Raw genomic sequence first — 24,562 nt, forward strand, 5'->3', positions numbered from 1 at the left:
GCGCGCGATGGATTGCCGCTGTCCGCCAAGCTCGACGCCAGCCCCGGCGGAGCGTTGGAACCTCGACGATCGCCGTATCGAAAAGCGGCACCCGCGAGGCGTGGAGGAAGCGCAAAAGGTCGGTCGCAGCGGGGCCGACCCCCTCGACCCCGACGCGATCGAGAGCGCGAACGGCGCCGAGCATGAGCGCCTTGCCATCGCAGCTCGGACAGGTATCGAGAAAGCGGGCGAAAGGGGTCTGGTTCGTTCGGTTGTCGTAGATGTCCGCCATCCGGAGTCTCGGCTTTCACATGAACGCATGGTCCGCGCCTGCGAGGACCTGCCGCTGCTCGGCGATGGAATCCAAGACGGTTTCCGGGACGATCCTCGTACGCAGGCGTTGCCGAACGTGTCCGTCCCGATTTCGGCGATGACATGCTGCAAGCGGCGCCAAATGGTCATTTGTTCAGCCTGTCCGCCCAAAGGAGCCACGCCGGATACGTCCCGCCCGGATCGGCCTTCCAGTGTCGTGCGAGATCGCCTATCCAAGCTTCCCCGGACATCGCCACCCCGCCGTTGTTCGCTGCGCTTCCGCCCTCGGGCGCCGGGCCCCGTCATTCGTTGCGGTCCTGAAAGCGCACGCCAATCCGCTTTTCCCTTCGCCAGATGACGCGGCATGGCCGCCTAGAGTTGTCCATGACGAGGTCGAACGCCTCCGGAATTCCGATCGGGGAATCGACCTCCAACGATGCCCCTGTCCGCGAAACGTTCCGCAGGGCGCAGCTTATGGCGCCGCCGCCAAAGGAGATCGTGGCCGGTTTTAGGACCCGCTGGCGCGAGAAGGTTCTCCGCTCATCGATCATGCCGGCCTCCGCATCGAGGTGAAGTGCTCATGTTCATCCGGTCGCGGCCTGGCGGGTACGTCGAGCGGAAGTCCAAATGGCCCCATGGAGAGCGGGATGAGTGTGGCACCCACATCATCACGGTCGGTCCTGGACTTCCGGCGAACTGATCTAACTCGACGTAGCCGGACGATGCCGCCGCGAGCACGAGCCAGACGGTCAGGAAGGAGTCGTACGGAAAAGCGATCATTTGCTTCCCGCATTGGACATCATTTTGTGATTGCGTTCGACCGCGATCCGCAGGTCCTCGAGCTCGATGAAATCGTCGGCTTGGCGGCGCAGCTCGTCCGCGATCATTCCCGGATTGCTGCGGATGGTCGACAGGACGGTGACGCGGACGCCACGACGCTGGACCGCTTCTACCAGCGAACGGAAGTCGGCATCCCCGGAGAACAGGATCATCTCGTCGAGATGCTCGGCGAGCTCCATCGCACCGACCGCAAGTTCGACATCCATGTCGCCCTTGATCCTGCGGCGCCCGTAGGAATCGGTGAATTCCTTGGCGGGCTTTGTCATCACGGTGTAGCCATTGTAGTCCAGCCAATCGACGAGCGGTCGGATCGAGTGATCCGGATCTTCGACGATAGCGGTGTAGTAAAAAGCCTTCAGTACGGTGCCGCGCCGTCCGAATTCCGCCAGCAGGCGCCTGTAATCGACCTCGAGACCAAGAGTCCTGGATGTCGCATGGAAATTCGGGCCATCGATGAAAAGTGCAATTCGCCTTGAAGCTGGCGTCATATTGTCGACCTCTGGATATCGCATCTGCAGTCACGACTCTTTTGATGGTGCTTGCGACAACGCCGGTAACCGTCGTCATCCCGGCATCGGCGAAGACGGAGCGCAGCCGGACGGCAGAGCAAACTTGCTTCCCCTCAAACGGACGATGGTTCGCGCGCGCTCATAGCGGGCGCCGCACTGCGTCGCTACGCGCAGCTCAAACGTTCGGAGGGCGGTAGAGCGCGGGGGGAGCGTCGTCCGCGATGCGCGGATGCCTCGCGGGTTCACAACGGGACGTCAACGCGGACGGACCGGTCAGTTCAGCGAATGTCGCCGGTAGCGCTGTCACGCAAACCATTCCACAGCACCGCCCGCCAGACGATTTAGGATGGTCGCCCGGCGCAACCGGATCGCCGCCGGACTCGGTCGACCAAACGCCGCTCTCGTCGACCTGCGCGAACGCCGAACGATCGTGAGCGTGTCCGTCGGCATGAACATGCACAGCGGAATGGCCGGCGTGGTCGTGGACGATTCCCATCGCATGCTCGTCCTCGATCAGACACGGTGCGGCACGAGATCCATCCGAGAAGGCAAATGCGAGCGACGGCGCAAGCACGCAAAGCATATAGATCAAGGCAAGGAGCCTGCCTGCCCTCGATCTCTTGGCCTTGGTCAGGCGCGTCAGCAAGCTTCAACGTCTCCCGGCGGCGGCTTTCGCGAATCAGAAGCTTAGGCCCAAACTCTCCTCAAACCAAGCCACCCGAGCAACTTCGCATTTGCTCGCAATCGCCGATGAATACGGGCACGCCGATAAATTGATTGCAGCGGGTAGGCTGACGTTAGTTCGAGCGCACAGTCGAATAGGTTACACGTCGGCGAAAAAACATTCGGCGTGACGCCTTCGGCGCCTTTGATAAAAAACTGATGGCGAAAGGGGAATCGTCACCTCGGATCGCGAACCGGCTCATCGTCGGTATCGCACAGAGCGGCAGACCGCCCGAGCACTCGCAGGACAACGATATGGGCGAGACCACATTAATTCACCTGTCGCGCCTGATCGGACTTCAACGAAAACTGGACGTGACCGCCCAGAACGTTGCAAACGTCGACACGAACGGCTTCAGAGCGCGCGAGCTTTCTTTTCGGGAGTACCTCAAGCCGGGACACGGTGTCGACGAATCCGGCAAGCAGGAGCGCCCACTGTCGCTTCCAGATCCCCGTTTCGTGTTCACGCATGGCGCGCAAGGTCCAGTTCAGGCGACCGGCAATCCGCTCGACCTCGCGATCGATGGCGACGCCTATTTTGTCGTTATGACGGAGCAAGGTGAACGCTACACGCGCAACGGCGCCTTCGTAACAGATGCCCGCGGCAGACTTGTCACCGAGGACGGGCACCCGGTGCTCGGCAGGGATGGCGCCCTGCAACCATCCGACAAGAACGATCCGATCAGCATCGGTCCGGACGGCGTGGTCGGCACCAAACAACGGGTTCTAGGCCGCCTGCGGCTGGTACGCTTCGAGCGCCCGCAGTTCTTGCAGCCTGTAGGCGCGAGCCTGCTGCGATCCGAGGAAAAGCCCGCGCCTGCTTCGACTAGCAAGATCGTCAGCGGAGCGATCGAAAAATCCAACGTGCAGAGCGCGCGCGAAATGATGCGCCTGACCGAGATCACGCGCGCCTACGAAATGGTGGGGAGCCTTCTCAAGAATTCGCAGGACGCCGACGATATCAACAAATTGGCCAACGTACCCGACTGAATGGGAGCGACGTTCGCCAGCCTTTCGCGGCGGAGCGTTTCGCAAGATCCTCGGAGGAAGTTGCCATTGAGATCGTCTAGTCCCGCGAGGACGCTGCCTCCCCGAGGCCGACGGAGGTTAACGCATGTTCCGTCGCTCGCCGCCGGGGGCGATGGTGAGAGTCAAGATGCAGACCGTCACGATCGTCCTCGCTCGAACTCGTGGTGCGGCTCAGCGACCAAATCCGGAGTTCTATTGCTCCGCAAGGGTCCGCTTTTCGGCGTACTTTGCAGCGACCTCCGGCGCCACCTCCCAAGCGGGGGCGTCACCTCGTTCAGTGCCTTGAGAGCGCCATCGATGCTTTCCGCAAGACTTGCTTTGTCCTCAGCCGAGACGTGCGGAAAACGGCGAGACACTTCCTCGTCGACGCTGTTCGACCCGTTCGATCGCTGCCTCAACAGCGACCGAGTCGCCCTCTCGATGCCCTGGCGCTCGCCCAACTCCGCCGAACGCGGCTGCCTGCCCACAGCAACAGCCGCAGCGTAGGACGGAGCAGCGGCGACATAGCCATCCGCAACGACCTCGGCGAGCAGGCTGAGGTCACCTGTGTCATAGAACAGGATCAGGCTGGCCAAGTCGTCCGCCTTGTCCAGCGAAGCACGCTCTGCGCGCAATCCTTCAAACCCGGCGCTCTCCGATCGTGGAGCGGGAGGGCCGGGTCGAGCGGCCCCGACCCCATCGCACCGTTCGATCCGAACCAAACTTGGCGCGCTGTCCGCGCGTTTGGCTGCGAAACAAACTTCCCACCGCACCATTTCTTGTCCGAACACGGTCAATGATGGCAACTCGCTCCGCTCAAGGTCGTGCAACGAATGAGAAATTTCGGTTTCCACATTTAGTCATTTTGACGAAATTGGTTTCTCTTCCATTGGCGCCGAACGTCGACGCATATTGATCGTCGAACAGATCGAGCTTCGGAGTAGCAGCGTGCAAAGCGGCCAGACGAACAAGCAAGGACAGCCCTTCAGGCTGTTCGTCGGATTTCGTGAGACTTCTTGGGAGGTCGAATATCGCAGGTCCGTCGTCCAGATCGCAACCCAGACCGCCGCCGAAAATGACAGCGCGCTCGATCGGGAGACACTGCTCCATGTCGTGAGCCGCTCCATCGATCACGCAAGGGCGCAGCTCGCGATCGCCACCGATTACGCCCAGGAAATTCGCGCTTTCTTGAACGAAACCTTCGGCCTCGATCTCACGATCACCGTGGGGGGCTACCGCCAGAGCGGCCTCTACGGTCGCTTGAACCATCCCCGAACCGACGAAGAGCTGGTCGCCTTCGTGGAACGGCAGATGGCGGAACGCTGCGGATTCATCCCGGACTACGCCACGCCGTTGGAAGGCATCGATCCGCTCGAATGGCTGCTCTGGTGTGCCGAAACCCTGCGGCATCCCGACCCGGATTACGTTCCTGGCGACGAAGTCTACGACTGCCTGGCGCGGCGCTACCGACAGACGGGGGCCGTCCTTCGGCACGTTCGCGCGGCTCTCGACCCAGACAAGCTCAAGGCCCTGCTGTCGCGACCGGTCGACGCCATTCTGGAGCGCGTGCTGCGCGGATGATGGCACCTCGACCCGAATCGGTTCGCAGCGAGGAAGGCTGCATTGCAGCCCGTACGATGGAGATTTTGGACATGAAGACCAAGCACCCGTGCGATGGCATGACGAGGGCCGAAGTGAACGCCTTCGAAGCAATCGCCGTCAACCAAAAGACCAGGTGCTCCAAAAGGACCCTGGACCGCCTGCTCGCGCGGGGCCTGATAGAGAAGCTGGAAGAGAATATCTCCTTCCGCGACGGGTTGCCGCCGGCGATCACGACCGATTTCTACGTTCCGTTCCCGATCCATTACCAGTGGTGCGAGTGGGCGGCCGGACGGTACGGCTGAAGCCGATAGCGCTCGATAGAGCTCGCCCGGTGGCGTCCCATTTTGGCGTGGACCAGGTCGCGGCGCTTCGAGTCGGCCGGCAATGAGTTCAGACAAATGAACCTGTCCGATGAAAAGGCCGGATGCTGCGATGGCTGCGATCTCGGCTGTCGCTGACGCTGTCCGGTGGAATCACGGCCATGATCCGGACCTCGCCCAATGGACGCGACCGCGTCTCGATACTCCGCACCTGCGCCGGCGTCGGCGAGAATCCACCGATGCACCGGAAATCCTGCCATCGGTCTTCAGCCCGACGCTTCAAGCAGAGGTTGTCTAGCCGACGGGCACGGCGGCGTCCTGAACGCCCCCGCGGGTGGACGACGCACCAGCGTCCCAGCGTCGTTTTTCCCGCGCAGGCATGTGACTTTCACGACTTCATCCGGCTCGAGCCACGGGACGCCGGCACGGTCCGAAATCCGCGTCCTGCGTCTGAGAATGCCGGCTTGTAACCGTTCGATCGTCGAATGCGCGGCAAATCGGCCGGCCCGGAAGTCCCTAAAGCTCATTGCGGATCTCGTTTATGGAGCCAAGAAGGGATGAAACACCTCACCAAATGTGGAAAAAGAGCTCTGTTAACCATATTTTGGCATTTTTGGTGCCAATTCCATCAAAGCGTGAGAATGTCGTTCCAAGGCGTGCTGCCGCGGCAGATGCGCGAAGAGATGCGGCAATTCAATCATTCGATGCACACCGCCGACAACATGAAGCGATGGTCAGGACAACGAAGATGAAAGCACTGTCCGCCACGGACGTCCTCCCGGATCACGAAGCCATGGCGGACGCGCTGCAGGCGACCGGCCGATACCGGATCCTGCGGCGCCTTGCGCCGCGTTGCGAGCTCTCGATGGACGACGGATCGCCGAAGCGGAACGGGCTTCTGGTCGACGTCGAGACCACCGGGCTCGACCCTTCGCACGACGAGATCATCGAACTGGCCATGGTGCCTTTCACGTACGGGCTCGACGGTCGGATATTCCGTATCGGGGAGGCATTCGACCGGCTCCGTCAACCCGCCGGCCCGATCCCGGCCGCGGTCACGGCGTTGACCGGGATCAACGACGAAGCCGTCGCCGGCAAGCACATCGAACCGGCCGAGGTCGCGGCCTTCGCCGACGGCGCGACGGCCGCAGACCTGGTCATCGCCCACAACGCCGCCTTCGATCGCCGCTTTCTCGAGCGCTTCAGCGACGTGTTCGCGCACAAGGCCTGGGCCTGCTCGATGAGCCAGGTCGATTGGGCGGGCGAGGGCTTCGAAGGGACCAAGCTCGGCTACCTCGCGATGGGTGCGGGATTCTTCTACGACCGACACCGCGCGGTGTCCGACTGCCTGGCGGCGATCGAGCTTCTCGCCGCGCCCCTGCCGAAGTCGGGCCGGACCGGATTGAATATTCTGCTGCAGGAAGCGCGGCGGCCGACGTGCCGCATCTGGGCGGAAAATTCTCCGTTCGCGGTCAAGGACCATCTCAAGCGGCGCGGCTACCGTTGGAACGGCGACGGCGGAGCAGGTCCGAAGGCATGGTACATCGACGTCGACGACGGCGCGGTGGAGCAGGAGCTCGCGCATCTGCGGAACGAGATCTATCGGCGCGACGTCGATCTGCCGATGCGGCGGATCACGGCCTACGACCGCTTCTCCGACCGCATCTAGGAGGGCGCCGAAAAAATCGGGACGGACTTACCGAACCGCCTTCGAACGGGGGCGCCGACCGAGCACGCGGGCCTGCTGCAGGACGCTCAGCAGCCAGACGAACGGCACGGTGCAGTGATGTTCGTCCGTCAGCCGAACGTGGAATTGCGCCGGGGTCTGGCCGCGCGGCCGCGCCAGGTACATCGCGGGCGCTTCCTCGCGCCAGCGGGCCTCTTCGGCGAGCCGCTGCGGCGTCTTCTCCGCGGCCGCCTTCGCCCAGATCCAGCCGTTCACGGTGCGCGGCGCGCAACTGAACAGGTAGGCCATCTCGCCGAGGCGGATCCGCCCGGCGCGACGCAGGCCGTCGACGTGATCGAAATGGTGGCGCTTGAGCTCCATCCGCAGCGTCTTCTTGCCCCGTCGCGGCCAGGAGACGGCGGCGAGCGCGATGCAGACCGGATCGGTCGTCATCGCCGGGGACTTCTTGAGCGGGACCCGGTCCTGCGACACGAAGATCGTCCGCGTCCCGGCCGCGTACTCGATGCCACGGGCGCCGAGAAAGCGCCCTGCGGGGCCGGCCAGTTCGTGGTTGTCCTCCAGCACCGCGCGCAGGCGGTCGGCATCGCGGGCCGCCTCGTCGACGTCGGCGCGCGCGACCTCGGAGTCGATCGTTCGGTCGCGCCAGCCCGACAGGGCGACCACGGCGGCGCGGTCCTCGTCCTCTCCGTCGAAGGACCGATCGAAGAACTGAAGACACCTGGTCGGCAGCCGCGTGCCGGGTATGCCGCACTTGCGCCCCAACGCGGCGAACGTCCGGTCGATGTCGTTGTGATGAAGTTGATTGCCCTCACCGTTGACGAACAACCAAGGTCCCGCGTTCTCGGGTCGCTGCTCGAGGTAGCGGGCGACGACCTCGCGGGCGAGCGGCAACAGGATCGGGACTCGCCGCCCGGTCCGCGTCGGCACCGTCAAGGTCCCGGCGATCCAGTCCTCCAGCAGGATGTCCCTGGCGGCCTTCGGACCGATCCGCGCGGTCGCCGCCAGGACCGCGATCGCCGCCGCCATGGCGCCGTTCCGCGCGCCGATGCCGACCGCCGCCCAGGTTTCGCACAGGAGCAGAACAACGATGTCGCCGACGGTCAGTCGGGGATCGATGCGCCGGCGCGCCGGACGCGGCTCCGAATGGGCGCGGCGGAGACGATTTCGCTTTCTTGGCATGACTACTCCTTGGTGGCTGGTGATGGCGGTAAGGAAATTACCGGCGCGCCCGGCAGGCGCGGCGGGCGCCGGCCTTCACCGCCAGCAGGTCGATGACGGCCTCCGGCTGCGGCGCGCTGCGCGGAACCGGGCCGAGCCGGCGGTGGGGATCGAGCAACTGCGACAGCGTGATCCTGGCGGGATCCGGCGGCGCCGGCCGGATCCCGAAAGTCGCCTCGGCCTGCTTGAGCTTCCGGTATCGCGTGTCGAGCACCCGCTCGGTCGTGCCGAACCAGAAGGAGATCTGGGCGAGACTGAATCCGGCGTCGTGGTAGGTGGTGACGCCGCCGCCCTTCAGCTTGTGACCGGTCGCGTCGATGCCGACTTTCGCGAACACCTCGGTGATGAGCTCCTGCATCCGCTTCAGCGGCACCGGGTTGCCGGAGCCGTCGTGCACGACGAAGAATCCCTTCTCCTCGACGTCCTCGGTCCCGCGCGCCCGCTTGCGGCGCCGGGACGGGCGGATCGCCCACTTGTCGGCAATCCGCGATCTCTCGTCGTGCGCGAACCAATTCGCGAACAGCATCCTCACCACGGGCAGCAGCTGCGACTGCTCCTTCGGCTTGGCGGCGTGCCGCTTGCTCTTGCGGCCGTTCCGGTAGATCCAGCCGCGGTCGAGATCGATCCAGCCGCGGAAGTTGAGCGGCACCCAGCCGAGCTTGAGGATGGCCTTGAACCTGGTGCCGGTCAGAAAATAGATCAGCAGGAACCGGACCACCGGCAGATACATCTCGTATTCGGCGAGCGGCCGCCGCACCAGCACCACCTGCCACTTGCCGTCGCGGAACACGCTTTCGGTGGCGTATCCGGCGCCGTCCCAGACGTAGCCGAGGCAGAACATGATCGCCCGCCGCACCTCCTCCCAGGTCAGGCAGATCGGATCGCCGCGTTCGACGACCGGCTTGTCGAACTCGACCCGCACGGCCGCGCGGTACTCGCGCACGAACCAGCCGAGCGCCACGTTGAGGAGCGAGAGGTGGGCGTCGACCGTCGAGTCCTTGGGCAACTCGATGGTCCGGCCCTCCTCGTCCGTGCCGCCCCGCATCCGGGGCTTGCCCTGCAGGTGGTCCTTGTAGTTCTGACCCAGGGTGGCGGTGATCTGACCCACCGTCATGTTCTTGAGAAAACCGATCAGCTGGGTCCCGAAGTTCGTGGCGTTGACGAAGCCGGTCCAGGGGCTGGTCTCGCCGTGGCGGCGGGCTTCGTACTCGCGCAGCTCCTTGGCGCCGGGACTCATATTCGCCGGATCGCGCAGCTTCAGGTACTTGAGGACGACCGTGGAGATGCGGATGTCGCGCGGCGCGTCCATCACCTGACGCCGGAAGCGCCGGTCCTCGGCATACTCCTCCAGCTCCAGGTTCGCGGCGGGCGGCCGCTTTTCCGGGTCCTTGAGGTCCTCGGTGGTGAGGTCGCCGGCGTCGAGCTCGGTGCTCTCCTCGACGCGGGCGTGCGCGAGGTTGTGCCGCACGACGATGACGCGCCGACAGGAACCGTCCTCGGCCGCGTCTTCGCGCACCGCCAGATAGGGCAGCGGCTCGTCCGCCAACTTGAACCGGTTCAGCCTGTCCAGCACCTGCATCGCGGACCGGCCCTCGTCCTCGGCGACCGCGAAGATGGCGCGCGCGAGCTCGATCTTGCCGGCCTCGATCTCGCGATAGCCGATCAGCGGAAGGTGGGCGTCCTTCGGCGCAGTTCGCGTCCGGGTCATGACCGCTCCTTCCGGGCCTGCGCGGCCGCCAGCGACGGCGCCGCGCCGAAGATGCCGCCGAGGCCGGCGATCGACGACGACGAGAACAGCGACCCGCCGACGTTCGGCAGGCGGACGAAATCCCAGTCGCCGTCGGGCGGCGCCGGCAGCCGGACATCCGAGTAGAGCCGCTTGCCGCCGCCGGCGCCCGACAGGTCGATCGTTGCGAACAGCGCCGCGCCGCCTTCGCTCCACATCACCGCGACCAGAGGCGCGGCGTCCGGCAGGAGAGGCTTGGTGCCGGCATGCGCCCGGCGCAGCAGATCGGCGAGCGCGAGGCCGAAGGTCGCGGACGGCGCCGACTGCCCGGCGGCGGGCCGAGGGCCGACGTCGAACTGCAGCTTCAGCGCGCAGATACGCGTCGTCGTCCGTACGACCGATGCCGGGCGGCGCTGCCGTCCGGCGATCGCGGCGAGAAGGCTCGCCGCGTCGGCCCAGACGGCCGCCTCCTCCGGCATGGCCGGGTCCGGCGTCGGAATGCGACCGGCGGCGAGGAGCGCATCGGTGCAGATGGCGACGTCGCTCGGATCCTGGCCGACATGCTCGAAGACGCGCCGCCGGAAATCCGCGGACCTGTAGACGTCCGATTGCCGCGCGATCGCGGTGTCGATGATGCTGCTCATGGGCTTATTCTCCGCAGGCAGTGGCGACGGCTTCGGCGCCGAGCACGCACTCGGCCGTGACGTCGCCGAACCGGACGAGGGAGGAGGACGCGAACCGCAGCTTCATTGCGGCCGGCGGGGCGTGCGACGAGAGGTCGGCGACCGGCGGCCACCTGTCGCAGTAGCGTCGCTTCGGGCCGCCGAACTCCGCGAAGTCGATCCTGCCCCCGAGCGCCTCCGCGCCACGGCTCCACGCCACCGAAACCACGGGGAAGCCGCCCTCGGCGACGACCGCGCGGCGGTGCCGCAGCAGGCTCGCGAGGTCGGCGCCGAACGTGCGCAGGGGCTCGGCGGGGCCGCGCGGAGCGAACGACCGGTGCGGCATGGCGCAGATGCGCTCGGCGATCGGCACGACCGATGCCGGCGCCGCCTGTGCCGCCGCGAGCGCGGCGACGATGCGCGCGGCGTCGGCCCAGACGGCGACGTCCGGGGCGATGCCGCCGCCGAACGGAATGCGGCGGGCCTGCACCAGGCCCTCGACGGCGAGCGCGACCTGCTCGGCGTCGTGGCCGAGCGCGTCTGCAACGCGCCGCCTGAAGTCGGCCGAACGATAGATCGCGGCGGCATCGGGCATGATCGTCTCCTTGCTCATCGCGCGTCTCCGGTGCGGAAGTGGCGCATCAGCGCCGCAACCTCGTCCGGCGTGAGGGAGCTGACGGGGCGGTTCGCCCGGACCGCACGGCGAAGGCGGTGCGGCACGATCGGCTTCGCCGGCCCGTTCGCATCGGGCGAGGCGTCGCCGGGCCCGCCGGTGGCGACATCGCCCCGGCTCGCGCCCGCCACCGCGTCGCGGGGGCGCCGGCCGAAGAGCTTCAGCGGGTGCGACGTGCGGGACACGCGGGGGAAAGAGAGCGCCAGCGTCGGGCGCGACGGAAACGACGCCAGGATGGCGGACTGCACGGCCACGAGCCGGGCGATCCGGGACGCTTCGAGGGCCTCGCCCGCCGGCAATTCTGCGGGTTCGCCGCCGGCGGCCGGGGATGCGAGGCCGCGTCCGGCCCCCAAAGCGTCGGTGGGCGCGGTCGCGGCGTTTGACGTTTGCGGGTTATGCTGATTCACTTGGTCACCTTCTGATTTAGAGGTATCATGACGTTAACTTCTGAATTAGCAGATTACATTTTTGAACTTCTACGAGTCAACAGGAGCGGGGCGTGACCGAGCCAGCAGCGTTAACGTCCGGTAAAGACTTCCAAGATCTGCGCCGCGAGATGTCGTCGGCGCGGGACGGCGGCCAACCGTGGTTCGTGCTGGGCGACATCTTCTCGCGGGCGCTCGCGACGGCGTCCGACGCCGACCTGCCCGCGCTCCGGACGGCGGCCGCCGAGGCCACCCGGCTGTCCCCCGGCGTGCTGCGGCGCTACGTCGTGCTGCTCGACCGGCTCCGCGCCATCGCCGCCTCGGAGGGCCTGGCCCGCGACGCGCTGATCTCCCGGGTCTTCAACGCGGCCGAGGTCGCGGCAAGGATCCACGATCTCGATCCGCAGCGGGGCATGACGGCGCTTCTGGAGCTGAAGGCCGGCGCGGTCACCCTCGACCAGCTCCGCAAGCGGCTGACCGAGCTTCCGGCGCCCGAGCTCGAGCCGTTCGAGGAGCCGCCGAAGGAGGAGCGGCCTTCGAAAAGAAGCGTCGCGCGCGGCCTCGCCGCGATCCGCAGCCGCGAGCTCAAGGCCGCCTTCATGCTGAAGGCGCTGGAGCCGTGGGCCGGCGAGCGCTGGGGAGAGGGGGCGTCGCTGCGCCGGCGTCCCGCGACGCGCTTCTACACCGCCCACCAAGGATTCGAGATCCTTGGCAAGGCAGGACCCGACCGACGGCTCGCCGGCGTCGAGCTGTTCATCCTGGACGGACGCGAGGAGTCCGAACTGCGGTACTTCGAGGGGGTGTTTCCGGCCTATCTGGTGCTGGCGACGTTCTATCCGCGCTTCTTCTTCGCGTTCTCGCCCTCGACGCCGGACGCCTCCGTCGCGCGTGCCGCGGCGCTGCTCGGCGCGTTCGGCGCGGCCTCCGTCGGGGTGGCGCGGGTGACGGCGCAGGGCGCCGTCGAGACGGTGGTCGAGCCGTCCGGGCCGCCGGCCCCCGACCGCACCGGCCGCTTCGACGCCCTCACGCAATAATCATCCCCGTCTGCCGGGAGCCGGAGGCGGCGCGGTGGCGGCCGCCCGCGGCCGCGCGACCGCAGCCGACGAGCCTTGCCACATTCCTGCCTCATTTAAACGCGGTTTCGGCAAAAAGCCAAAAATCGGGGTATCTGCGTGAAGAAATCGGAAGCGAAATAATGCGTTTTGGCGGGTTCAGACGGGTTCAAACAGGCCCGGAACGGCCGAAAAAGGTATCATGGTGTAGAAAAAACGCCAAAACCATTGCTGAGACCGGAACTCCGGTTTCGTTAATTTTAGTAGCAAAATCAGTAGCTTATTAGGAACGCCGGCTCCTGGAGTGAAGCGAGCTCGCCGGAGCTGGCCGGGCCTCGATGCAACAGGACGCGTCCAGCCGACATCGGCTCGAGAGATCGGCGCGCCGACGGTGGTGTCGGCCTCGGTGGAGATCCCGCGACGAAGCGCTGCCGAACTACCGCTACCGCGGAAGCATCAGGTCCGACATCGGCTTCGACGAAGAGCACGGCACGGCGTTCGGCGGTGGGGCAGCGGCGCCGACGACCGTCGGATCGGGGCCGACGCCGACGGCAGCGCGGTCGTCAAAGTGTGAGGCAAGGAGTTCGCCGCCGGGCGGTCCGGAGCGCGATCGCGGCGATCCCGCCGGCCGACGCCAAGGCCAAGGCGGCCGCCGTCCCTCGCCGGCTTCGACAGCGCGTCCGCCTCTCCGGCAACGCGCAGTCCGGTCTCGGCCGCCGCGTGGACGGCCACGGTGCCGGAAGGCCTTCCCTTCTCCCGCCATGGCGGGCCCCGCACCGCTCCCGGCCGGCTGCTTCGTCATCGGCGACGGCTCGCGGTGAGCCCCCTCCCGGCGCGGATCCACGTCCTTCCCGCGCAACGCCACTCCGAGGCACCCTAACGCCGGCTACGCCCGCCACCACGCGTCGCTGTTCGGGGCGCGTCCTTTCGGGCGCTTCGCGAAATAGCGAACCGCCAGATATTGCGGTCAACGCACCGAGGCGCCCTCTTTCGAACGGCGCCGCATCTCGCTCACTTGCGCAAGATCCGCCAAGTATCCCTGGTCACCCGTTGCGGCTACCGGCGCCGGCGAACGATGCGCCTCGCCAAGAGGTTTACAGACGGTCAGACATCGCAGCGCCGCCTTGGTCACAAAGAACTTTCCGGCGATCTGCGAAATGGGCAGCCGACCGTCGCGTGCCGCAGTCCGCAGCGTCGTCTCGGTCAAGGGGCCGTCCGGCCAATAAAGCGCGGCCGCCTCGCCCAGCGTCAGCAGCTCGTCCTCATGCCATTGCGCGGGATCGGGCCTCGTCCGGACGCGGTCGGGTCGTGTGTGCTTGGTCATGAAAACATACTCCGTTCTGAAACCGCCACGCCGGGCCGCGCCTCCACTTCGCGCGCGGTGATCGGCAACGTGGTGAGGACGATGGCCATGATCACATCGTCAATTCGCGCGCCGCGGGTCGTCGCGGGCGTCCAGGACCGCCTCGACGACGCGCGCCAGCCGGCGGATCGACCCGCCCGGCCAGAGATCGGCGATGAGCTCGAGCTCGACCGCATCGAACGGCGCGAGCCACTGGGGCGACAGACCGCGACGTTCGCCGACGGCCGACGTCACGCCGGGCAGCACGGCAAGCAGGTCCTCGGCCCGCGGATCGGGCATCTCAAGGATCCGAAAGCGGTCCAGCAGGGCCGGATGCAACGCCGCCGCGTCGTTCGCGGTCGCCAGCCACAACACCCGATGCAGGTCGACCTCGCCTTCCAAGTAGATGTCGAAGACGTTCGACGAATTAAGCGGCTCGAGCATCGTCAGCAGGCCGTCGACCAAGTTGCCGTTCTGCCGGCCGACGCCGACCTTTTCGATCTCGTCGAGGATGATCGCCGGATTCGCGACGCGGTGCTGCCGGACCAGCTGCAGCGGAACGCTGGCGCGGCCGGTCGACCACTGGCGCGAGGTGCCGTTGAACGAGGAGTCGCTGACGCCGCCGCACCCGAAGACCCTGTGGGGGATGTTCAGCTCCTGGCAGATGCGCAAGCACAGCCGGGTCTTGCCCGAGCCCGGCTTGCCGACGAGCACCGTCGGTCGCCAGGCGGTGGTCCGCGAACCGGCGGTGTCGCGCAGGATGACGTCGATGATCGCGCGCGCGTGCGGGGCCTCCGCGACCAGCCTGCGGTAGGCTTGCTGGACGTTCCTGGTGAACACCAGGGGCACCGGCGCGCCTACCATTCCCTTGAACTCCGCCTGCATCTCCCGCGCGGCATTGTTCTTGCCGTCAGCGATCGAGCGCACCACCACGATCGCGTCGCTGCCAGCGGCGTTCCGGGCCCCGGCCACGGCGTCGGCGCGCGCCACCATGACGCGCCGCGTTTCCGGCGGCGTCGCGACCGACCGGCGCCAAAGACCGGCGAAGCCGTGCGCGTCGCCCTCGGGGCCGTCCTCGCGCACCACCGCAACCGTTCCGAGGGCGTGGGCGAGGCCGGCGGCGACGTCGTCCAGGCGGGACGCCACGGTTTCGGCCAGCACGTCGTCGACGTCGGGGAGCCGCAGCGCCGGTCCGGGGGACAGCGCGATCGGATGCACGATGGAGGAACGCTCGGCCCAGGCCAGCGAAGCCACCATCATCGACCAGAACGCGATGCGGCCGATCCGGGCAACCGCGAAGCCGGCGGCCCAGGAGGCGATCCTGGCGGCGGCCGTCGCATCACCCAGATGGGCCGCATAAAGATTCAGCCGCAGCCTGACGGCGCGAACGACGTCCGACACGCCCGGCGTCATCGGGTCGTCGGGGTCGTCCGGCGGCGACAGCGCCTCCAACTCATCGATGGTCTCGGTCAGGCCCGGCGCGGAGAAGCGCCGTCCGGCCGCCATGTCTTCGATCAAGGGCATCAACCCGTCGACGAGCGGGAGCGCCTCGGCGTGCGTCACGAGGACGTCGGCAGCCCAGGCCGCGTAGTCCCGGCGCTGCTCCTCCCGTCGCGCCGCCTCGGACGAATAACCGGCGGCACGGCCCGGACACATCAGGGATGCGAACGTCGCGAAGCCCGCGGTGCCGGTGTCGACGAAGGGCAGCCGGCCGGGTACCGCCCGCAGCGGGTCGCCAGCATCGCGCGCCAGGACCGCGGCGTGGCCGGAAGGGTTCGTCGCCGAGCCCGCCGTCGCCGAAGCGTCGCCGATCACGTGGCGGCCGGCGAACACGCGCAGAACCGCCCGGGTCGTCGCGACGAGGCCGGCGACGACGTCGTCCTTGATCAGGCCGGAGGTCGTCCCCCAGCGTCCGTACGCGGGAAATCCGTGGAGGTTGGCGCCGGCCGCTGCGTACGCGAGCGCGGCCGCGGCCGCCAGCAGCCGCTCGTCGGAACCGGGACTGCGCCGCGAATGGCAGGCTGAAAGTCCGGCGAGCCCCACGCCGCCGGCCCCGCCGACGGTCCACGCCAACGCCGTGTCGAGCTCCACGACGGCATTGCCGATCGGTGCCCGAGCCTCCCGCGGCGCCAGCGCGAAATCGCGCTTCAGCACGTCGCGAAGCCCGACCAAATCCGGCTCGTCGGCGGAGACGTCGTCGAGGGCTCCGCGCGCGTCGTAGGAGTGCACCAGGGGCTGCGTCGGCCAGCGTCGCGACAGCCGCCCGACGGCACCGACACCGTCGCCGAACGGCGGGCCCAGCATGCACAGCGCATCGGCGACCGACGGCAACGCGCCTTCGAGCAGCACGGCGCGGCCGCGCGCCAGAAGCGCATCGGACAAAGCCACCGTATGGGCCGGCGCGTGCCCGGAGCCGGAGGCGGCGACGAAGCTCGCCGCGCCGCGCAAGCCGTGCGGGGTCGCGATCCTACTCACCATGGCCTCCATGGCATCCGGTGGGTTCGTCGAGCGGACGGCGGTCGGCGGAAATCCCGAGCCGGTAGTAGCGCGTGAGGGTCCGCACCCAGCGCCCGCCGGCGTCGGCGGCCCAGAGCTGCGAGGTCCGCGCCGAGCGTGTGCCGAGCAGGGGGTGGCCGGCGACGAAACCCGCCAGACCGAGGCCGGTGGGCGTCAGGGCGCAGCGCCAATCGACGATCAGCGGCGCGCCCGCGAGTTCGCGGGCGGTGGGGGCGGTGCCGGCGTGGACACGGTCCAGGTCGTCGGCCAGGCGGCGCAGCGTCGCCGGAAGGTTTCCGACGTTGCCGGGAAGCAGGAAGGGGAAGTTTTCGGTCAGCATGGAGAGTTCTCGGTTGCGGTCGCGACGACGATGAAGGTGCCGAGGGGGATCGGCGCCGACGCTGGTGGCGGCTGCGCCCGTTCGTGCAACGGCGGCTTGCGCGCGCAGCCGGGGGGAATGCCCTGAAAAGCCGTCATGCGCCGACCTCGACGATCAGCATCGGATCGAACGCCGGGGCGTTTTTCGCACCTTCCGCAATGTCGCCAGCGGCCACCACCACCTCGACGTCGTTCCCGATAACGATCGGTTTCGTCGGTGCGACGTCGCAGTGCAGGTCGGAGAAGATCTGGATCTTCACGACGCACACTCCGATCGGCCGAGGGATGCCGCAGCGGCGGGCCGGCTTGCGGCGGCGCGGCGGCGCGGCCGCGCGATGCTGGGGCACGCCAGTCCGAGGTTGCGGACCAGCCACGAGGTCGCGAGGCGGTGCTTGAGCGGCGCGTCGATCGGCATCCGGCGCAGCAGGTGGGCAAGCACGAGCCCGGCTGCCGCACTGCCGTCGAGCGCGCTGTACATCAGCAGCGTCATCGTAGCATCGACCGGAAACGTGATCTCGTCCGGCACCTCCATGCGGAGCGCGATGCGGATCGCGCACGTCGCATCTCCCGCGATCGCCCGCCGCCACTCGACGTCGCCGGTCGCGCACTCGGCGACATAGGCAGCCACGGCCAACCTGCGGAACAGGTCGTAATCCGCCGCCGGGATCGTCCGCCACAGGCGAAACGGGTAAACGGTGGGCGCGGCGGCGATGATGGCGGCGGTCTCGTCGAGGATCTGCCGCCCGGTCGTTGTGATCTTAACCATGGACATGCCTTCTCCGTTCGCGCTCGAGGGCGCGTTGGCGCCCCTTCCGGACGCCGGTTCGGTTGGATCGAATGGAGGTCGACGCGCTCGCTAGGTCATGCGCGCCCGCCACGGTCCGGGACCGGTGGGGCGAGCGTTCAGCACGCGGCCGAGGGTGTTTTCGCGGAGCTCAGCGTGCAAGGTCTCCGCCGCAGGGCCGGGAACGACGATGTCCGAAATGACCTGTTCCGCTTCGTGGGGCAAGTTGACCATCGCCGGCACCAGCAGATTCCTCATTTCGGAGTGCAGCGCACGCTGCAGCTCGACCGTCATCGAGTCGACGGTGGCCACCACCGGCACCCCGAAGTGACCGTCGAGTTCGTCCCTCGTCAGCTTCAGCTCCTTGCTGAAACCGGAAGCGCCATAATAGTCGATCACGGCGGTCGTCACCGAGCGGATGCCTTCGTACCCGCATTTCGCAAGGAACGACGCCAGAACGAGACGCGCGGCGAGCAAGCCGTGCTCGATGGGATGTCTTTTGCCGGACCGGGTCGCCGCGTTCCCGCGCTTGACGTCGTAGGCGCCGGCCCAACCGCTTTCCGTATCGACAACGATCAGATCGATCTTCACCATGCGGCTGATTTTCGAATCGGCCTGCAAACGGATTTTGGCCAAATCGCGGGCGGAGTTCTTCGAGGTCAGCAGGTCGTTCGCCGCTTCCGTAACCGGCAGCGGCACCTCGGTCAGAACCTCGAACCGGCCGCTCGCCGCGAGCGAGTCTGCGAGGGTACGTTGGAGCAACAGACCATGACGCGTTACGACGCTGTTGATGATCGAGAAGGTCTTGGACCAATCCGGCCCGATTACCGGATCTACGGGGAAGTCGCCGGCCATGGCGTTGGCGACGACCGCGCGCGAGGCGCGGGCGATCGCCACCCGCGAGACGAGAGGCGTAGCGTCGAGAGAGGTCGGTGTCATCAGGTGCTCCTTCGGTTGAACGTGGAAGTACCTTCTCACATCCCATTCACATTGTCACCAAAAGTGCCAAAACATGGTTAATATCTTCCAAATTCGAGCGGCCCGCGCTTGGGTTGGCCTATCCCAAGAGCAGCTGGCCAAGGAGGCCGGGGTCGCAAAGCGGACGGTGATCCGTCTGGAGAATTCGGAAGAACCGCGCACGGATCGCATCGTCGAGAAGCTGCGCAGCGCGCTCGAAAGGCACGGCATCGAATTTCTGTTCGAAGGCCATCAGGGCGTCGGCCTGCGCTACCGCGAGCCCAAGCAATAACCCGAAACTGTTGCGGCGCGGATGTCGGGCGACAGCCGGGTCGCGGACATCATGCGCACCGCGGCAGAGCAGCGCGCGCGAAAGGCTCGCGGTGAGAAGACGTTCGAAGCGCACAGCGCCTGTCCACCGCCGACGCGGTCGTTCCTCCGACCTACCGCGACGTTCTCGGAGTTCTCAGTGGAGCGAAGCGACGGCCGTTCCATACAAAGGCTCTGACACCAGCGGCGTCGACCACGTCGATGCCAGCGATCCCGCCCTCGTTCGTCAACGTCACGTCGCGTGCGTAGATGGCGAATACGAGCCGCTGGTGTCTTCCATCCTCCACGAACACCTCGTGGAGGCAGCCGTGCGGGCGACACACCAAAGAGCGCCGTGCGCAGGAAAAGTCCTCAAAATGCTGCGCCCGAAAGCGCAGTCCGGAGGCCTCGATCGATACGGAGAAATAGTGGGTCGCGGCGGCCGGATTGCCGCATGCCTTGGCATGTCCTAGGACGTGGCGGCGAATGTCGCCGGGCAGCCCTTCGATGTGCTCGGATGCCCATGGTCTTTCCGAGGCCATGGTGCCGCGGGCCGACGCCAGTCCACATGCCGATAGCGACCCGAACAGCAGAAGCACACCTGTCATCGAAATGCATCGAGGCCATTTCATCAGGCGCACCCTCCTATTTGCCCCGGTGCGGCCTCGCCCGTTCGATCGAAGCGGACCCCGATACGTCGTTCGGAGGCCCAGATCAACCGACACGATCGCGAGACGCCTTCCGACGAAATGACCAGGACGAAACGATGTGGAATGCCGACCGGACTCTCCACTTCAAGCAGCGCGCCAGAGGCCGTCAGATTGCGGACGATGCAATCGATGGCGGCTCCGCCGAAGGCGATTGTTCCGGCCTTTAGCACCCTCACCCGGCGGTCCGACCTTTTCTCCGACACGACGACCGCCTCCAATATCTCAACGCGTTTTCGCCGAAACTTGCCCTACTGCATCGATGGTTTCGTGACGTTCACGTTCGCCTGCGCTCGATCGAATGCCGGAAGTCGCCGACGCGACAGACGGTCGGACGGTGAATCGGATTATTTCCAGCAATCGGCGGCCGTTTCGTATGAAGAGGACAGAAGCAAGCGCCAGATAGATCCATGCCAGGCCGGTCAGAGTGGCGATCGTGCGCGGTTCATCGTCCTTGAAGTGGTAGGCCAAGCCCACCTGGACCAAGAAAAGCAACGCCAGTGCGGCCGCTGACAGCAAAGTTAAGCGCAATCGCATCAGCAGCGCGACGCCGAACAGCGACTGCGAAGCGGTCAGAAAAAACTCCTCAAGCTGTCGGGCATCCAACGGCAGCGACGTCACGCCGCCGGCGCCGACGCTGACTGCCAGCGGCAGCATGCCGACAAGGAGCGTCCACTGATTGACCTTGTCGCTGATCATGGTGACCAGTCCGCCTGACGCCCGACCGTTCAGAACGAACAAGATGGCTACAGACACGGCCGGTGCTTCGCTCGCGAGCGGCGCCAACCATTGGATCAGGAGGAATTCGTTGATACCAAGGGCGCGACCCGCATTGATCATTGCTTCCGCGAAAGGCTCGGCGCTCAAGAGAATAATTCCGCACGCGGCGAGGCCAAGCCCTGCCATAATCATCCACTGAATCCGAGGCAGCAGTTCGCCGAGGGCGGCGGCTGGTCCTGGCTCTTCCTCTTCGTCTGCCGTTTCGCTCTTCACCACGTTGCGGACACGCCAGACATATCCTCCATAGATTGCCACCAACATGATGGAATCGATAAGGGTGATGCTGCCCTTCAACAAAATGACGAACGCGTAAAGGCTGGCGAGCAAAAGGAAAGAGACCTCGATCGCATTGTCCTTTGTCAGTTCGATGGAGCGATGCCGGTCCTTCATCCAGTGCAGCAGCGCCAAAAGCGGCCATGCGACACCGACAAGCAGCCGGTTCGCTCCGGTCATGTTGGCAGCGGCGTAATGGACGTACGGCGACCCCGGGCCGGCCTGGCCCGCCTGAAAAGCGTAGTACATGTCCACCGCATATTCCGGAAGGACCGTGATCAAGGCGACGGCGGCGAGGATCAGACCCTGAGCAATGTGCCTTTCAGCCGCTTCCGCTCCCCACGACAAGAGAAATCCGGCCGCGAGGATCGCGACGCCGAAGGTCGCGGTTTCAACGACCGGGTCAGGTTGCCATTGAAGCATCCTCAAGGTCAGGGCCGGAAGCGCGGCAGACGCTGCTATCGCAATGAGGATCGAGAAGCGCTTCAAGGACGTTCGCTCCGCTCAGGCAGGGAGTACCGGCTCCGCTCAGAATTCATGACCGTTGACTTTCTGATCGGCTTCCTTCGGCCGCCAGCGCCGCGCGTCGAGGCGCCCGATCACGGGCAGGAACTGCAATTCAAGGATCAGGACGACCAAGAGCGTCACCAGCGCGGCTATAAGGAGTTCGCCGATACCAGCGAGCATCCCGACCGCCGACGCTGCCCAAATGGCCGCCGCCGTGGTCAATCCTCGCACGTTGCCGCCGTCCTTGAGGATCATTCCGCCGCCGAGAAAGCCGACGCCGGTGACGACACCGGCCATGATCTTCTCCGCGGTCGCCGGAAAGTTCTCGACACCAACGGCGGTAAACGCGGCTGCTCCCAAGCTGACCAGCATGAACGTGCGGTCGCCGGCCTCGGAGCCGCGAAATTCGCGTTCCCATCCGATCGGGAAAGCCAGCGCGACGGCGACCACGATTCGGACCAATAATGTGAGGTCGAAACGCGTAGCCCCGCCGGCGTCCCCGGTAGCTGCCAACGCAACCGTTGCCGGCCCCAAGGCAACTGAGACGATCGCCACGTGCAACAACGCTCGACGCAAGCGGCTCCTGATGACCCTTCGGCTCGAGGAAGAAAGCATGGGTGTCCTTTTCGTCTGCTAGACAAGCGAGGAAAGAGCGGCTCGACTTGCCCCTGATCCGGATGGCGCGGTCGTAGACGGGCGGAGCAATCGCAACGCGTTCATCGTCACCAGAACAGTCGCACCGGTGTCGGCGAGAATCGCAGGCCATAAGCCGGTCAGACCGACGACCGTGCTGACCAGAAAAACGGCCTTCAGCCCGAGCGCGACCGCGATGTTTTGCCGTATGTTGGACATGGTTCTTCTCGACAGATCGACCATGGCGGCGACATCGGCGACCCGACCGTGCAGTACGGCAGCGTCGGCCGTCTCCAGCGCGACGTCGGTGCCCCCTCCCATCGCTATGCCGACGTCCGCCGCTGCCAATGCGGGTGCGTCGTTGATGCCGTCACCGACTTTGGCTACAGACCAGCCAGCCTGCTGGAAACGCCCGACGATCCGCTGCTTGTCCTCGGGCAGCAGCTCGGCTTCGACATCGATACCCAATTCCTGACCGATCGCGTTCGCGGTGCGCCGATTGTCCCCCGTCAGCATCACGGTCCGGATGCCCGCATCGGTTAGAAGCTTGAGCCCGCTCCTCGCATCCGGACGCGGCTCGTCACGCATCGCGATTGCGCCGGCAATCCTGTCGCCCACGACGACGATTGAAACCGTCTTGCCTTCGTCGTTGAGGCTCGCGATCAGCGCGTTCTGTTCGGGCGTCAAGGGTGCCAATTGCGCAGCGGCTTGCGGCGATCCGAGAAAGACCGCAGTTTCCTCAACCGTAGCCGACACGCCCTTCCCCCCGACCGCTTTCGAGACCGATACCGGAGGTAGAGAAATGCGGTGCTCGGTCGCCTTCGCCAAGATGGCCGTCGCCAAGGGATGGTTCGATCCGGCTTCCAGCGCGGCGGCGAACCGCAGGACTTCCGCCTCGCTGCAGCCGAAGCCGAAGATGTCCGTCACCTGCGGCTTGCCGGCGGTCAGGGTGCCGGTCTTGTCGAAACATGCCACCGTGATCCGGCCGATCTGCTCAAGAACCGCGCCGCCTTTCAGCAGCAGACCTCGTCGAGCGCCTGCGGAAAGGCTCGCTGCGACCGCGGCCGGCGTCGAGATGACGAGAGCGCACGGACAGCCGATGAGCAAAATAGCGAGCCCCTTGTATATCCAGCCGATCCATTCCCCGCCGAGCATGAGCGGAGGAACGATCGCGACCAAAGCGGCCATCGCGACCACGCCTGGAGTGTAGTAGCGCGAGAACCGGTCGATGAGGCGCTCCGTCGGCGCCTTCGATTCCTGCGCCTCTTCCACCAGGCGCACCACGCGCGCAATCGTGTTGTCGGCGGCTGCGGCGGTCACCCGCACCCTCAGCAGGCCGTCGCCATTGACCGAGCCGGCGAACAAGCTTGCTTCCGGACCCTTCCGGACCGGCGTGCTCTCGCCGGTGACCGGCGCTTCGTCGACCGCGCTTTCTCCCGACAGGATGGTGCCGTCGGCGGGAACGCGGTCGCCAGGCCTGACCTGGATCGTCGCTCCGATTTGGAGGCTGTCGGCAGGCACGTCTTTTGTTTGCCCGTCCAATTCCAGGCGGGCCGTCTTCGGAACGAGTTGCGCCAAGCTCCGGATGCTGGCACGGGCGCGTCCGGAGGCAACGCCTTCCAAGAGCTCCCCGATCAGGAACAGAAATACCACGGTCGCCGCCTCCTCGGTCGCCCCGATGATCACCGCGCCCACCGCTGCGATCGACATCAGCATTTCGATCGAAAAAGGAGTTCCGGCCTGCGCGGCGGCTATGGCGCGGCGCGCGATCGGAACAAGGCCGACCAGCATCGCGACCAGGAAAGCCCAGTGCTCGGTGACGGGTAAGGCCTTGCCCAACGCGAATGCCGCGGCCAGAGCGGTGCCCGATCCGATGGCGAGCATTCCCTTTCCAGTGCGCCACCAGGCGGCGGCATCCTCGTCGCCCGAACGGGCAGCCGTCCCTTCCTCGCCTTGAAGGCCGTCGCCCTCGGCGCGGGCCACGCGGTAACCCAAGCCAGAGATCCGATTCCGGACCTCGTCGCGGTCGATGCCGTCTGCGTCGTGTCCCACCGTCACGGTGCCGCCGGCAACCGAAACGGATACGTCGGTGACGCCCGGCATCCGCCGCACGGCGTTCTCGATCTTGGTCGCGCAGGAGGAACAGTCCATCCCCTCCACTTGGAATCGCATTGTTGCGCCCGATCCGACTTCTTTCATCACCAATTCCTTCGCTGTGGCGATAGGGTCTTGAACTCCGACCGTTTCATGTCTTTCCCTCCTGGCGAAGCCGCTTGTAGAGGGCCGCCACGCCGTCCGAGAAATCGAGCGAGGCGTTCCGCGCGCAGTAGTCGCCGAGGAAGTCCAGTTGCCGCAGGACGGGGAACGTCGGCGGGGCGAGATCGAGTCCCTCGTCCACGCCCGGCGGTCTGCTCGACAGGATGCCGCTCATGAACCCTTGTGCCCAAGCCATGTAGTCTCTCCGGATCAGCGGGTTCGATCTGACGTCGTCGTTGAACTGCCGGCATGTCGCCGCGCCCAGGCCGACTATCGTCGCCTTCAGTGGCTCCGCCCGGACGTCGCGCGACATATCGGCCGCGAGGACCACCGCGGTCAGCAGCGCCACGACCGCCGGCGGACCGCCGGCGCGCCAGATCCTTCGATGTCCGTCCGACATCGGC

Annotated in this window: 28 protein-coding genes; 6 read left to right on the forward strand and 22 right to left on the reverse strand. The window is 66.3% G+C overall.

The genetic code is table 11. The features are described 5' to 3' along the window. Window positions 1-593: 593 nt before the first annotated feature. The 3 genes from HMPREF9695_RS22000 to HMPREF9695_RS22010 form a co-directional block, all read right to left on the reverse strand. On the reverse strand, window positions 594-839 hold the full coding sequence (locus tag HMPREF9695_RS22000) for a PilZ domain-containing protein (protein ID WP_041713346.1): 246 nt from the start codon (window positions 837-839) through the stop codon (window positions 594-596). A 228-nt stretch (window positions 840-1,067) separates the two neighbouring features. Further along, the gene (locus HMPREF9695_RS22005) at window positions 1,068-1,619 is read right to left on the reverse strand and encodes a LabA-like NYN domain-containing protein (protein WP_006023114.1); all 552 of its coding nucleotides are present in this window, start codon (window positions 1,617-1,619) and stop codon (window positions 1,068-1,070) included. A 196-nt stretch (window positions 1,620-1,815) separates the two neighbouring features. Further along, window positions 1,816-2,286: a hypothetical protein gene (locus HMPREF9695_RS22010; protein WP_006023115.1), complete on the reverse strand. Its 471-nt coding sequence runs from the start codon at window positions 2,284-2,286 to the stop codon at window positions 1,816-1,818. A 332-nt stretch (window positions 2,287-2,618) separates the two neighbouring features. On the opposite strand from HMPREF9695_RS22010, the gene flgF reads away from it, so the two are divergent. After that, window positions 2,619-3,353 (forward strand): flagellar basal-body rod protein FlgF, encoded by a 735-nt coding sequence (gene flgF, locus HMPREF9695_RS22015; protein WP_006023116.1) that lies wholly within the window; start codon window positions 2,619-2,621, stop codon window positions 3,351-3,353. Window positions 3,354-3,529: 176 nt separating this feature from the next. On the opposite strand, the gene HMPREF9695_RS22020 is transcribed toward flgF, so the two are convergent. Next, a complete protein-coding gene (locus HMPREF9695_RS22020) occupies window positions 3,530-3,967 on the reverse strand; it encodes a hypothetical protein (protein ID WP_157224010.1) in 438 nt (145 codons plus the stop codon). A gap of 316 nt (window positions 3,968-4,283) precedes the next feature. Here HMPREF9695_RS22020 and HMPREF9695_RS22025 point away from each other — a divergent pair, with 316 nt between their 5' ends. From HMPREF9695_RS22025 to HMPREF9695_RS22040, 3 genes are all read left to right on the forward strand, one after another. Next, on the forward strand, window positions 4,284-4,952 hold the full coding sequence (locus tag HMPREF9695_RS22025; RefSeq protein ID WP_041713047.1) for a hypothetical protein: 669 nt from the start codon (window positions 4,284-4,286) through the stop codon (window positions 4,950-4,952). A gap of 71 nt (window positions 4,953-5,023) precedes the next feature. Next, window positions 5,024-5,275 (forward strand): hypothetical protein, encoded by a 252-nt coding sequence (locus HMPREF9695_RS22030; RefSeq protein ID WP_006023119.1) that lies wholly within the window; start codon window positions 5,024-5,026, stop codon window positions 5,273-5,275. A gap of 766 nt (window positions 5,276-6,041) precedes the next feature. Next, complete coding sequence (locus tag HMPREF9695_RS22040; RefSeq protein ID WP_006023120.1) at window positions 6,042-6,962, forward strand: 3'-5' exonuclease; 921 nt, start codon at window positions 6,042-6,044, stop codon at window positions 6,960-6,962. 27 nt (window positions 6,963-6,989) lie between these two features. On the opposite strand, the gene HMPREF9695_RS22045 is transcribed toward HMPREF9695_RS22040, so the two are convergent. Genes HMPREF9695_RS22045 through HMPREF9695_RS22065 form a run of 5 tightly spaced genes read right to left on the reverse strand, consistent with a single transcriptional unit; the run spans window position 6,990 to window position 11,666 of the window. Beyond that, complete coding sequence (locus tag HMPREF9695_RS22045) at window positions 6,990-8,159, reverse strand: hypothetical protein (protein ID WP_006023121.1); 1,170 nt, start codon at window positions 8,157-8,159, stop codon at window positions 6,990-6,992. Between the two features lie 37 nt (window positions 8,160-8,196). Beyond that, window positions 8,197-9,906: a hypothetical protein gene (locus HMPREF9695_RS22050; RefSeq protein WP_006023122.1), complete on the reverse strand. Its 1,710-nt coding sequence runs from the start codon at window positions 9,904-9,906 to the stop codon at window positions 8,197-8,199. Further along, window positions 9,903-10,568 carry a hypothetical protein gene (locus HMPREF9695_RS22055; protein WP_006023123.1) on the reverse strand — a complete coding sequence of 222 codons (666 nt, stop codon included), beginning with the start codon at window positions 10,566-10,568 and terminating at the stop codon, window positions 9,903-9,905. Before HMPREF9695_RS22055 ends, HMPREF9695_RS22050 begins: the two co-directional genes overlap by 4 nt. A gap of 4 nt (window positions 10,569-10,572) precedes the next feature. Beyond that, entirely contained in the window at window positions 10,573-11,199 is a 627-nt protein-coding gene (locus HMPREF9695_RS22060; RefSeq protein ID WP_006023124.1) for a hypothetical protein, read from the reverse strand. Continuing rightward, complete coding sequence (locus tag HMPREF9695_RS22065) at window positions 11,196-11,666, reverse strand: hypothetical protein (RefSeq protein WP_006023125.1); 471 nt, start codon at window positions 11,664-11,666, stop codon at window positions 11,196-11,198. The genes HMPREF9695_RS22060 and HMPREF9695_RS22065 overlap by 4 nt, the downstream gene beginning before the upstream one ends. A 92-nt stretch (window positions 11,667-11,758) precedes the next feature. Here HMPREF9695_RS22065 and HMPREF9695_RS22070 point away from each other — a divergent pair, with 92 nt between their 5' ends. After that, window positions 11,759-12,718 carry a hypothetical protein gene (locus HMPREF9695_RS22070; RefSeq protein ID WP_006023126.1) on the forward strand — a complete coding sequence of 320 codons (960 nt, stop codon included), beginning with the start codon at window positions 11,759-11,761 and terminating at the stop codon, window positions 12,716-12,718. 985 nt (window positions 12,719-13,703) lie between these two features. On the opposite strand, the gene HMPREF9695_RS22075 is transcribed toward HMPREF9695_RS22070, so the two are convergent. The 7 genes from HMPREF9695_RS22075 to HMPREF9695_RS22095 all read right to left on the reverse strand — a co-directional run bounded on the left by HMPREF9695_RS22075 (window position 13,704) and on the right by HMPREF9695_RS22095 (window position 18,633). After that, complete coding sequence (locus HMPREF9695_RS22075) at window positions 13,704-14,060, reverse strand: hypothetical protein (protein ID WP_006023127.1); 357 nt, start codon at window positions 14,058-14,060, stop codon at window positions 13,704-13,706. Window positions 14,061-14,159: 99 nt separating this feature from the next. After that, window positions 14,160-16,553 (reverse strand): AAA family ATPase, encoded by a 2,394-nt coding sequence (locus HMPREF9695_RS25345; protein ID WP_006023128.1) that lies wholly within the window; start codon window positions 16,551-16,553, stop codon window positions 14,160-14,162. Next, a complete protein-coding gene (locus HMPREF9695_RS22085; RefSeq protein ID WP_006023129.1) occupies window positions 16,546-16,914 on the reverse strand; it encodes a DUF6634 family protein in 369 nt (122 codons plus the stop codon). The genes HMPREF9695_RS25345 and HMPREF9695_RS22085 overlap by 8 nt, the downstream gene beginning before the upstream one ends. Further along, window positions 16,908-17,051, reverse strand: a complete 144-nt coding sequence (locus HMPREF9695_RS26485; protein ID WP_006023130.1) for a hypothetical protein — start codon at window positions 17,049-17,051, stop codon at window positions 16,908-16,910. The genes HMPREF9695_RS22085 and HMPREF9695_RS26485 overlap by 7 nt, the downstream gene beginning before the upstream one ends. Continuing rightward, window positions 17,048-17,212: a hypothetical protein gene (locus HMPREF9695_RS26490; protein ID WP_006023131.1), complete on the reverse strand. Its 165-nt coding sequence runs from the start codon at window positions 17,210-17,212 to the stop codon at window positions 17,048-17,050. Before HMPREF9695_RS26490 ends, HMPREF9695_RS26485 begins: the two co-directional genes overlap by 4 nt. Further along, window positions 17,209-17,724 (reverse strand): hypothetical protein, encoded by a 516-nt coding sequence (locus HMPREF9695_RS22090; RefSeq protein ID WP_006023132.1) that lies wholly within the window; start codon window positions 17,722-17,724, stop codon window positions 17,209-17,211. Before HMPREF9695_RS22090 ends, HMPREF9695_RS26490 begins: the two co-directional genes overlap by 4 nt. 84 nt (window positions 17,725-17,808) lie before the next feature. Continuing rightward, window positions 17,809-18,633 carry a hypothetical protein gene (locus tag HMPREF9695_RS22095; RefSeq protein ID WP_167540063.1) on the reverse strand — a complete coding sequence of 275 codons (825 nt, stop codon included), beginning with the start codon at window positions 18,631-18,633 and terminating at the stop codon, window positions 17,809-17,811. 115 nt (window positions 18,634-18,748) lie between these two features. Between HMPREF9695_RS22095 and HMPREF9695_RS22100 the strand changes: the two genes are divergently transcribed. Continuing rightward, on the forward strand, window positions 18,749-18,985 hold the full coding sequence (locus HMPREF9695_RS22100; protein WP_006023134.1) for a helix-turn-helix transcriptional regulator: 237 nt from the start codon (window positions 18,749-18,751) through the stop codon (window positions 18,983-18,985). A gap of 151 nt (window positions 18,986-19,136) precedes the next feature. On the opposite strand, the gene HMPREF9695_RS22105 is transcribed toward HMPREF9695_RS22100, so the two are convergent. From HMPREF9695_RS22105 to HMPREF9695_RS22125, 6 genes are all read right to left on the reverse strand, one after another. Further along, on the reverse strand, window positions 19,137-19,634 hold the full coding sequence (locus HMPREF9695_RS22105) for a hypothetical protein (protein ID WP_006023135.1): 498 nt from the start codon (window positions 19,632-19,634) through the stop codon (window positions 19,137-19,139). Continuing rightward, entirely contained in the window at window positions 19,634-19,915 is a 282-nt protein-coding gene (locus HMPREF9695_RS25350) for a PilZ domain-containing protein (protein ID WP_006023136.1), read from the reverse strand. The genes HMPREF9695_RS22105 and HMPREF9695_RS25350 overlap by 1 nt, the downstream gene beginning before the upstream one ends. 19 nt (window positions 19,916-19,934) lie before the next feature. Continuing rightward, on the reverse strand, window positions 19,935-21,251 hold the full coding sequence (locus tag HMPREF9695_RS22110; protein WP_006023137.1) for a hypothetical protein: 1,317 nt from the start codon (window positions 21,249-21,251) through the stop codon (window positions 19,935-19,937). Between the two features lie 39 nt (window positions 21,252-21,290). Beyond that, window positions 21,291-21,782: an MgtC/SapB family protein gene (locus HMPREF9695_RS22115; RefSeq protein WP_245258804.1), complete on the reverse strand. Its 492-nt coding sequence runs from the start codon at window positions 21,780-21,782 to the stop codon at window positions 21,291-21,293. A 120-nt stretch (window positions 21,783-21,902) separates the two neighbouring features. Then, window positions 21,903-24,101: a heavy metal translocating P-type ATPase gene (locus HMPREF9695_RS22120; protein WP_006023139.1), complete on the reverse strand. Its 2,199-nt coding sequence runs from the start codon at window positions 24,099-24,101 to the stop codon at window positions 21,903-21,905. Window positions 24,102-24,147: 46 nt separating this feature from the next. After that, window positions 24,148-24,558: a hypothetical protein gene (locus tag HMPREF9695_RS22125; RefSeq protein WP_006023140.1), complete on the reverse strand. Its 411-nt coding sequence runs from the start codon at window positions 24,556-24,558 to the stop codon at window positions 24,148-24,150. Window positions 24,559-24,562 lie beyond the last annotated feature (4 nt).

Source organism: Afipia broomeae ATCC 49717, assembly GCF_000314675.2.
Taxonomy (GTDB): domain Bacteria; phylum Pseudomonadota; class Alphaproteobacteria; order Rhizobiales; family Xanthobacteraceae; genus Afipia; species Afipia broomeae.

What these genes read in the sequence shown, in the direction of transcription:
- HMPREF9695_RS22075 (WP_006023127.1), bottom strand. Translation starts at nt 14,060, where the DNA reads ATGACCAAGCACACACGACCCGACCGCGTCCGGACGAGGCCCGATCCC.
- HMPREF9695_RS26485 (WP_006023130.1), bottom strand. Translation starts at nt 17,051, where the DNA reads ATGACGGCTTTTCAGGGCATTCCCCCCGGCTGCGCGCGCAAGCCGCCG.
- HMPREF9695_RS22040 (WP_006023120.1), top strand. Translation starts at nt 6,042, where the DNA reads ATGAAAGCACTGTCCGCCACGGACGTCCTCCCGGATCACGAAGCCATG.
- HMPREF9695_RS22090 (WP_006023132.1), bottom strand. Translation starts at nt 17,724, where the DNA reads ATGTCCATGGTTAAGATCACAACGACCGGGCGGCAGATCCTCGACGAG.
- HMPREF9695_RS22055 (WP_006023123.1), bottom strand. Translation starts at nt 10,568, where the DNA reads ATGAGCAGCATCATCGACACCGCGATCGCGCGGCAATCGGACGTCTAC.
- flgF (WP_006023116.1), top strand. Translation starts at nt 2,619, where the DNA reads ATGGGCGAGACCACATTAATTCACCTGTCGCGCCTGATCGGACTTCAA.
- HMPREF9695_RS22050 (WP_006023122.1), bottom strand. Translation starts at nt 9,906, where the DNA reads ATGACCCGGACGCGAACTGCGCCGAAGGACGCCCACCTTCCGCTGATC.
- HMPREF9695_RS22030 (WP_006023119.1), top strand. Translation starts at nt 5,024, where the DNA reads ATGAAGACCAAGCACCCGTGCGATGGCATGACGAGGGCCGAAGTGAAC.
- HMPREF9695_RS22125 (WP_006023140.1), bottom strand. Translation starts at nt 24,558, where the DNA reads ATGTCGGACGGACATCGAAGGATCTGGCGCGCCGGCGGTCCGCCGGCG.
- HMPREF9695_RS22060 (WP_006023124.1), bottom strand. Translation starts at nt 11,199, where the DNA reads ATGAGCAAGGAGACGATCATGCCCGATGCCGCCGCGATCTATCGTTCG.
- HMPREF9695_RS22085 (WP_006023129.1), bottom strand. Translation starts at nt 16,914, where the DNA reads ATGCTGACCGAAAACTTCCCCTTCCTGCTTCCCGGCAACGTCGGAAAC.
- HMPREF9695_RS22005 (WP_006023114.1), bottom strand. Translation starts at nt 1,619, where the DNA reads ATGACGCCAGCTTCAAGGCGAATTGCACTTTTCATCGATGGCCCGAAT.
- HMPREF9695_RS22105 (WP_006023135.1), bottom strand. Translation starts at nt 19,634, where the DNA reads ATGAAATGGCCTCGATGCATTTCGATGACAGGTGTGCTTCTGCTGTTC.
- HMPREF9695_RS22100 (WP_006023134.1), top strand. Translation starts at nt 18,749, where the DNA reads ATGGTTAATATCTTCCAAATTCGAGCGGCCCGCGCTTGGGTTGGCCTA.
- HMPREF9695_RS22045 (WP_006023121.1), bottom strand. Translation starts at nt 8,159, where the DNA reads ATGCCAAGAAAGCGAAATCGTCTCCGCCGCGCCCATTCGGAGCCGCGT.
- HMPREF9695_RS22120 (WP_006023139.1), bottom strand. Translation starts at nt 24,101, where the DNA reads ATGAAAGAAGTCGGATCGGGCGCAACAATGCGATTCCAAGTGGAGGGG.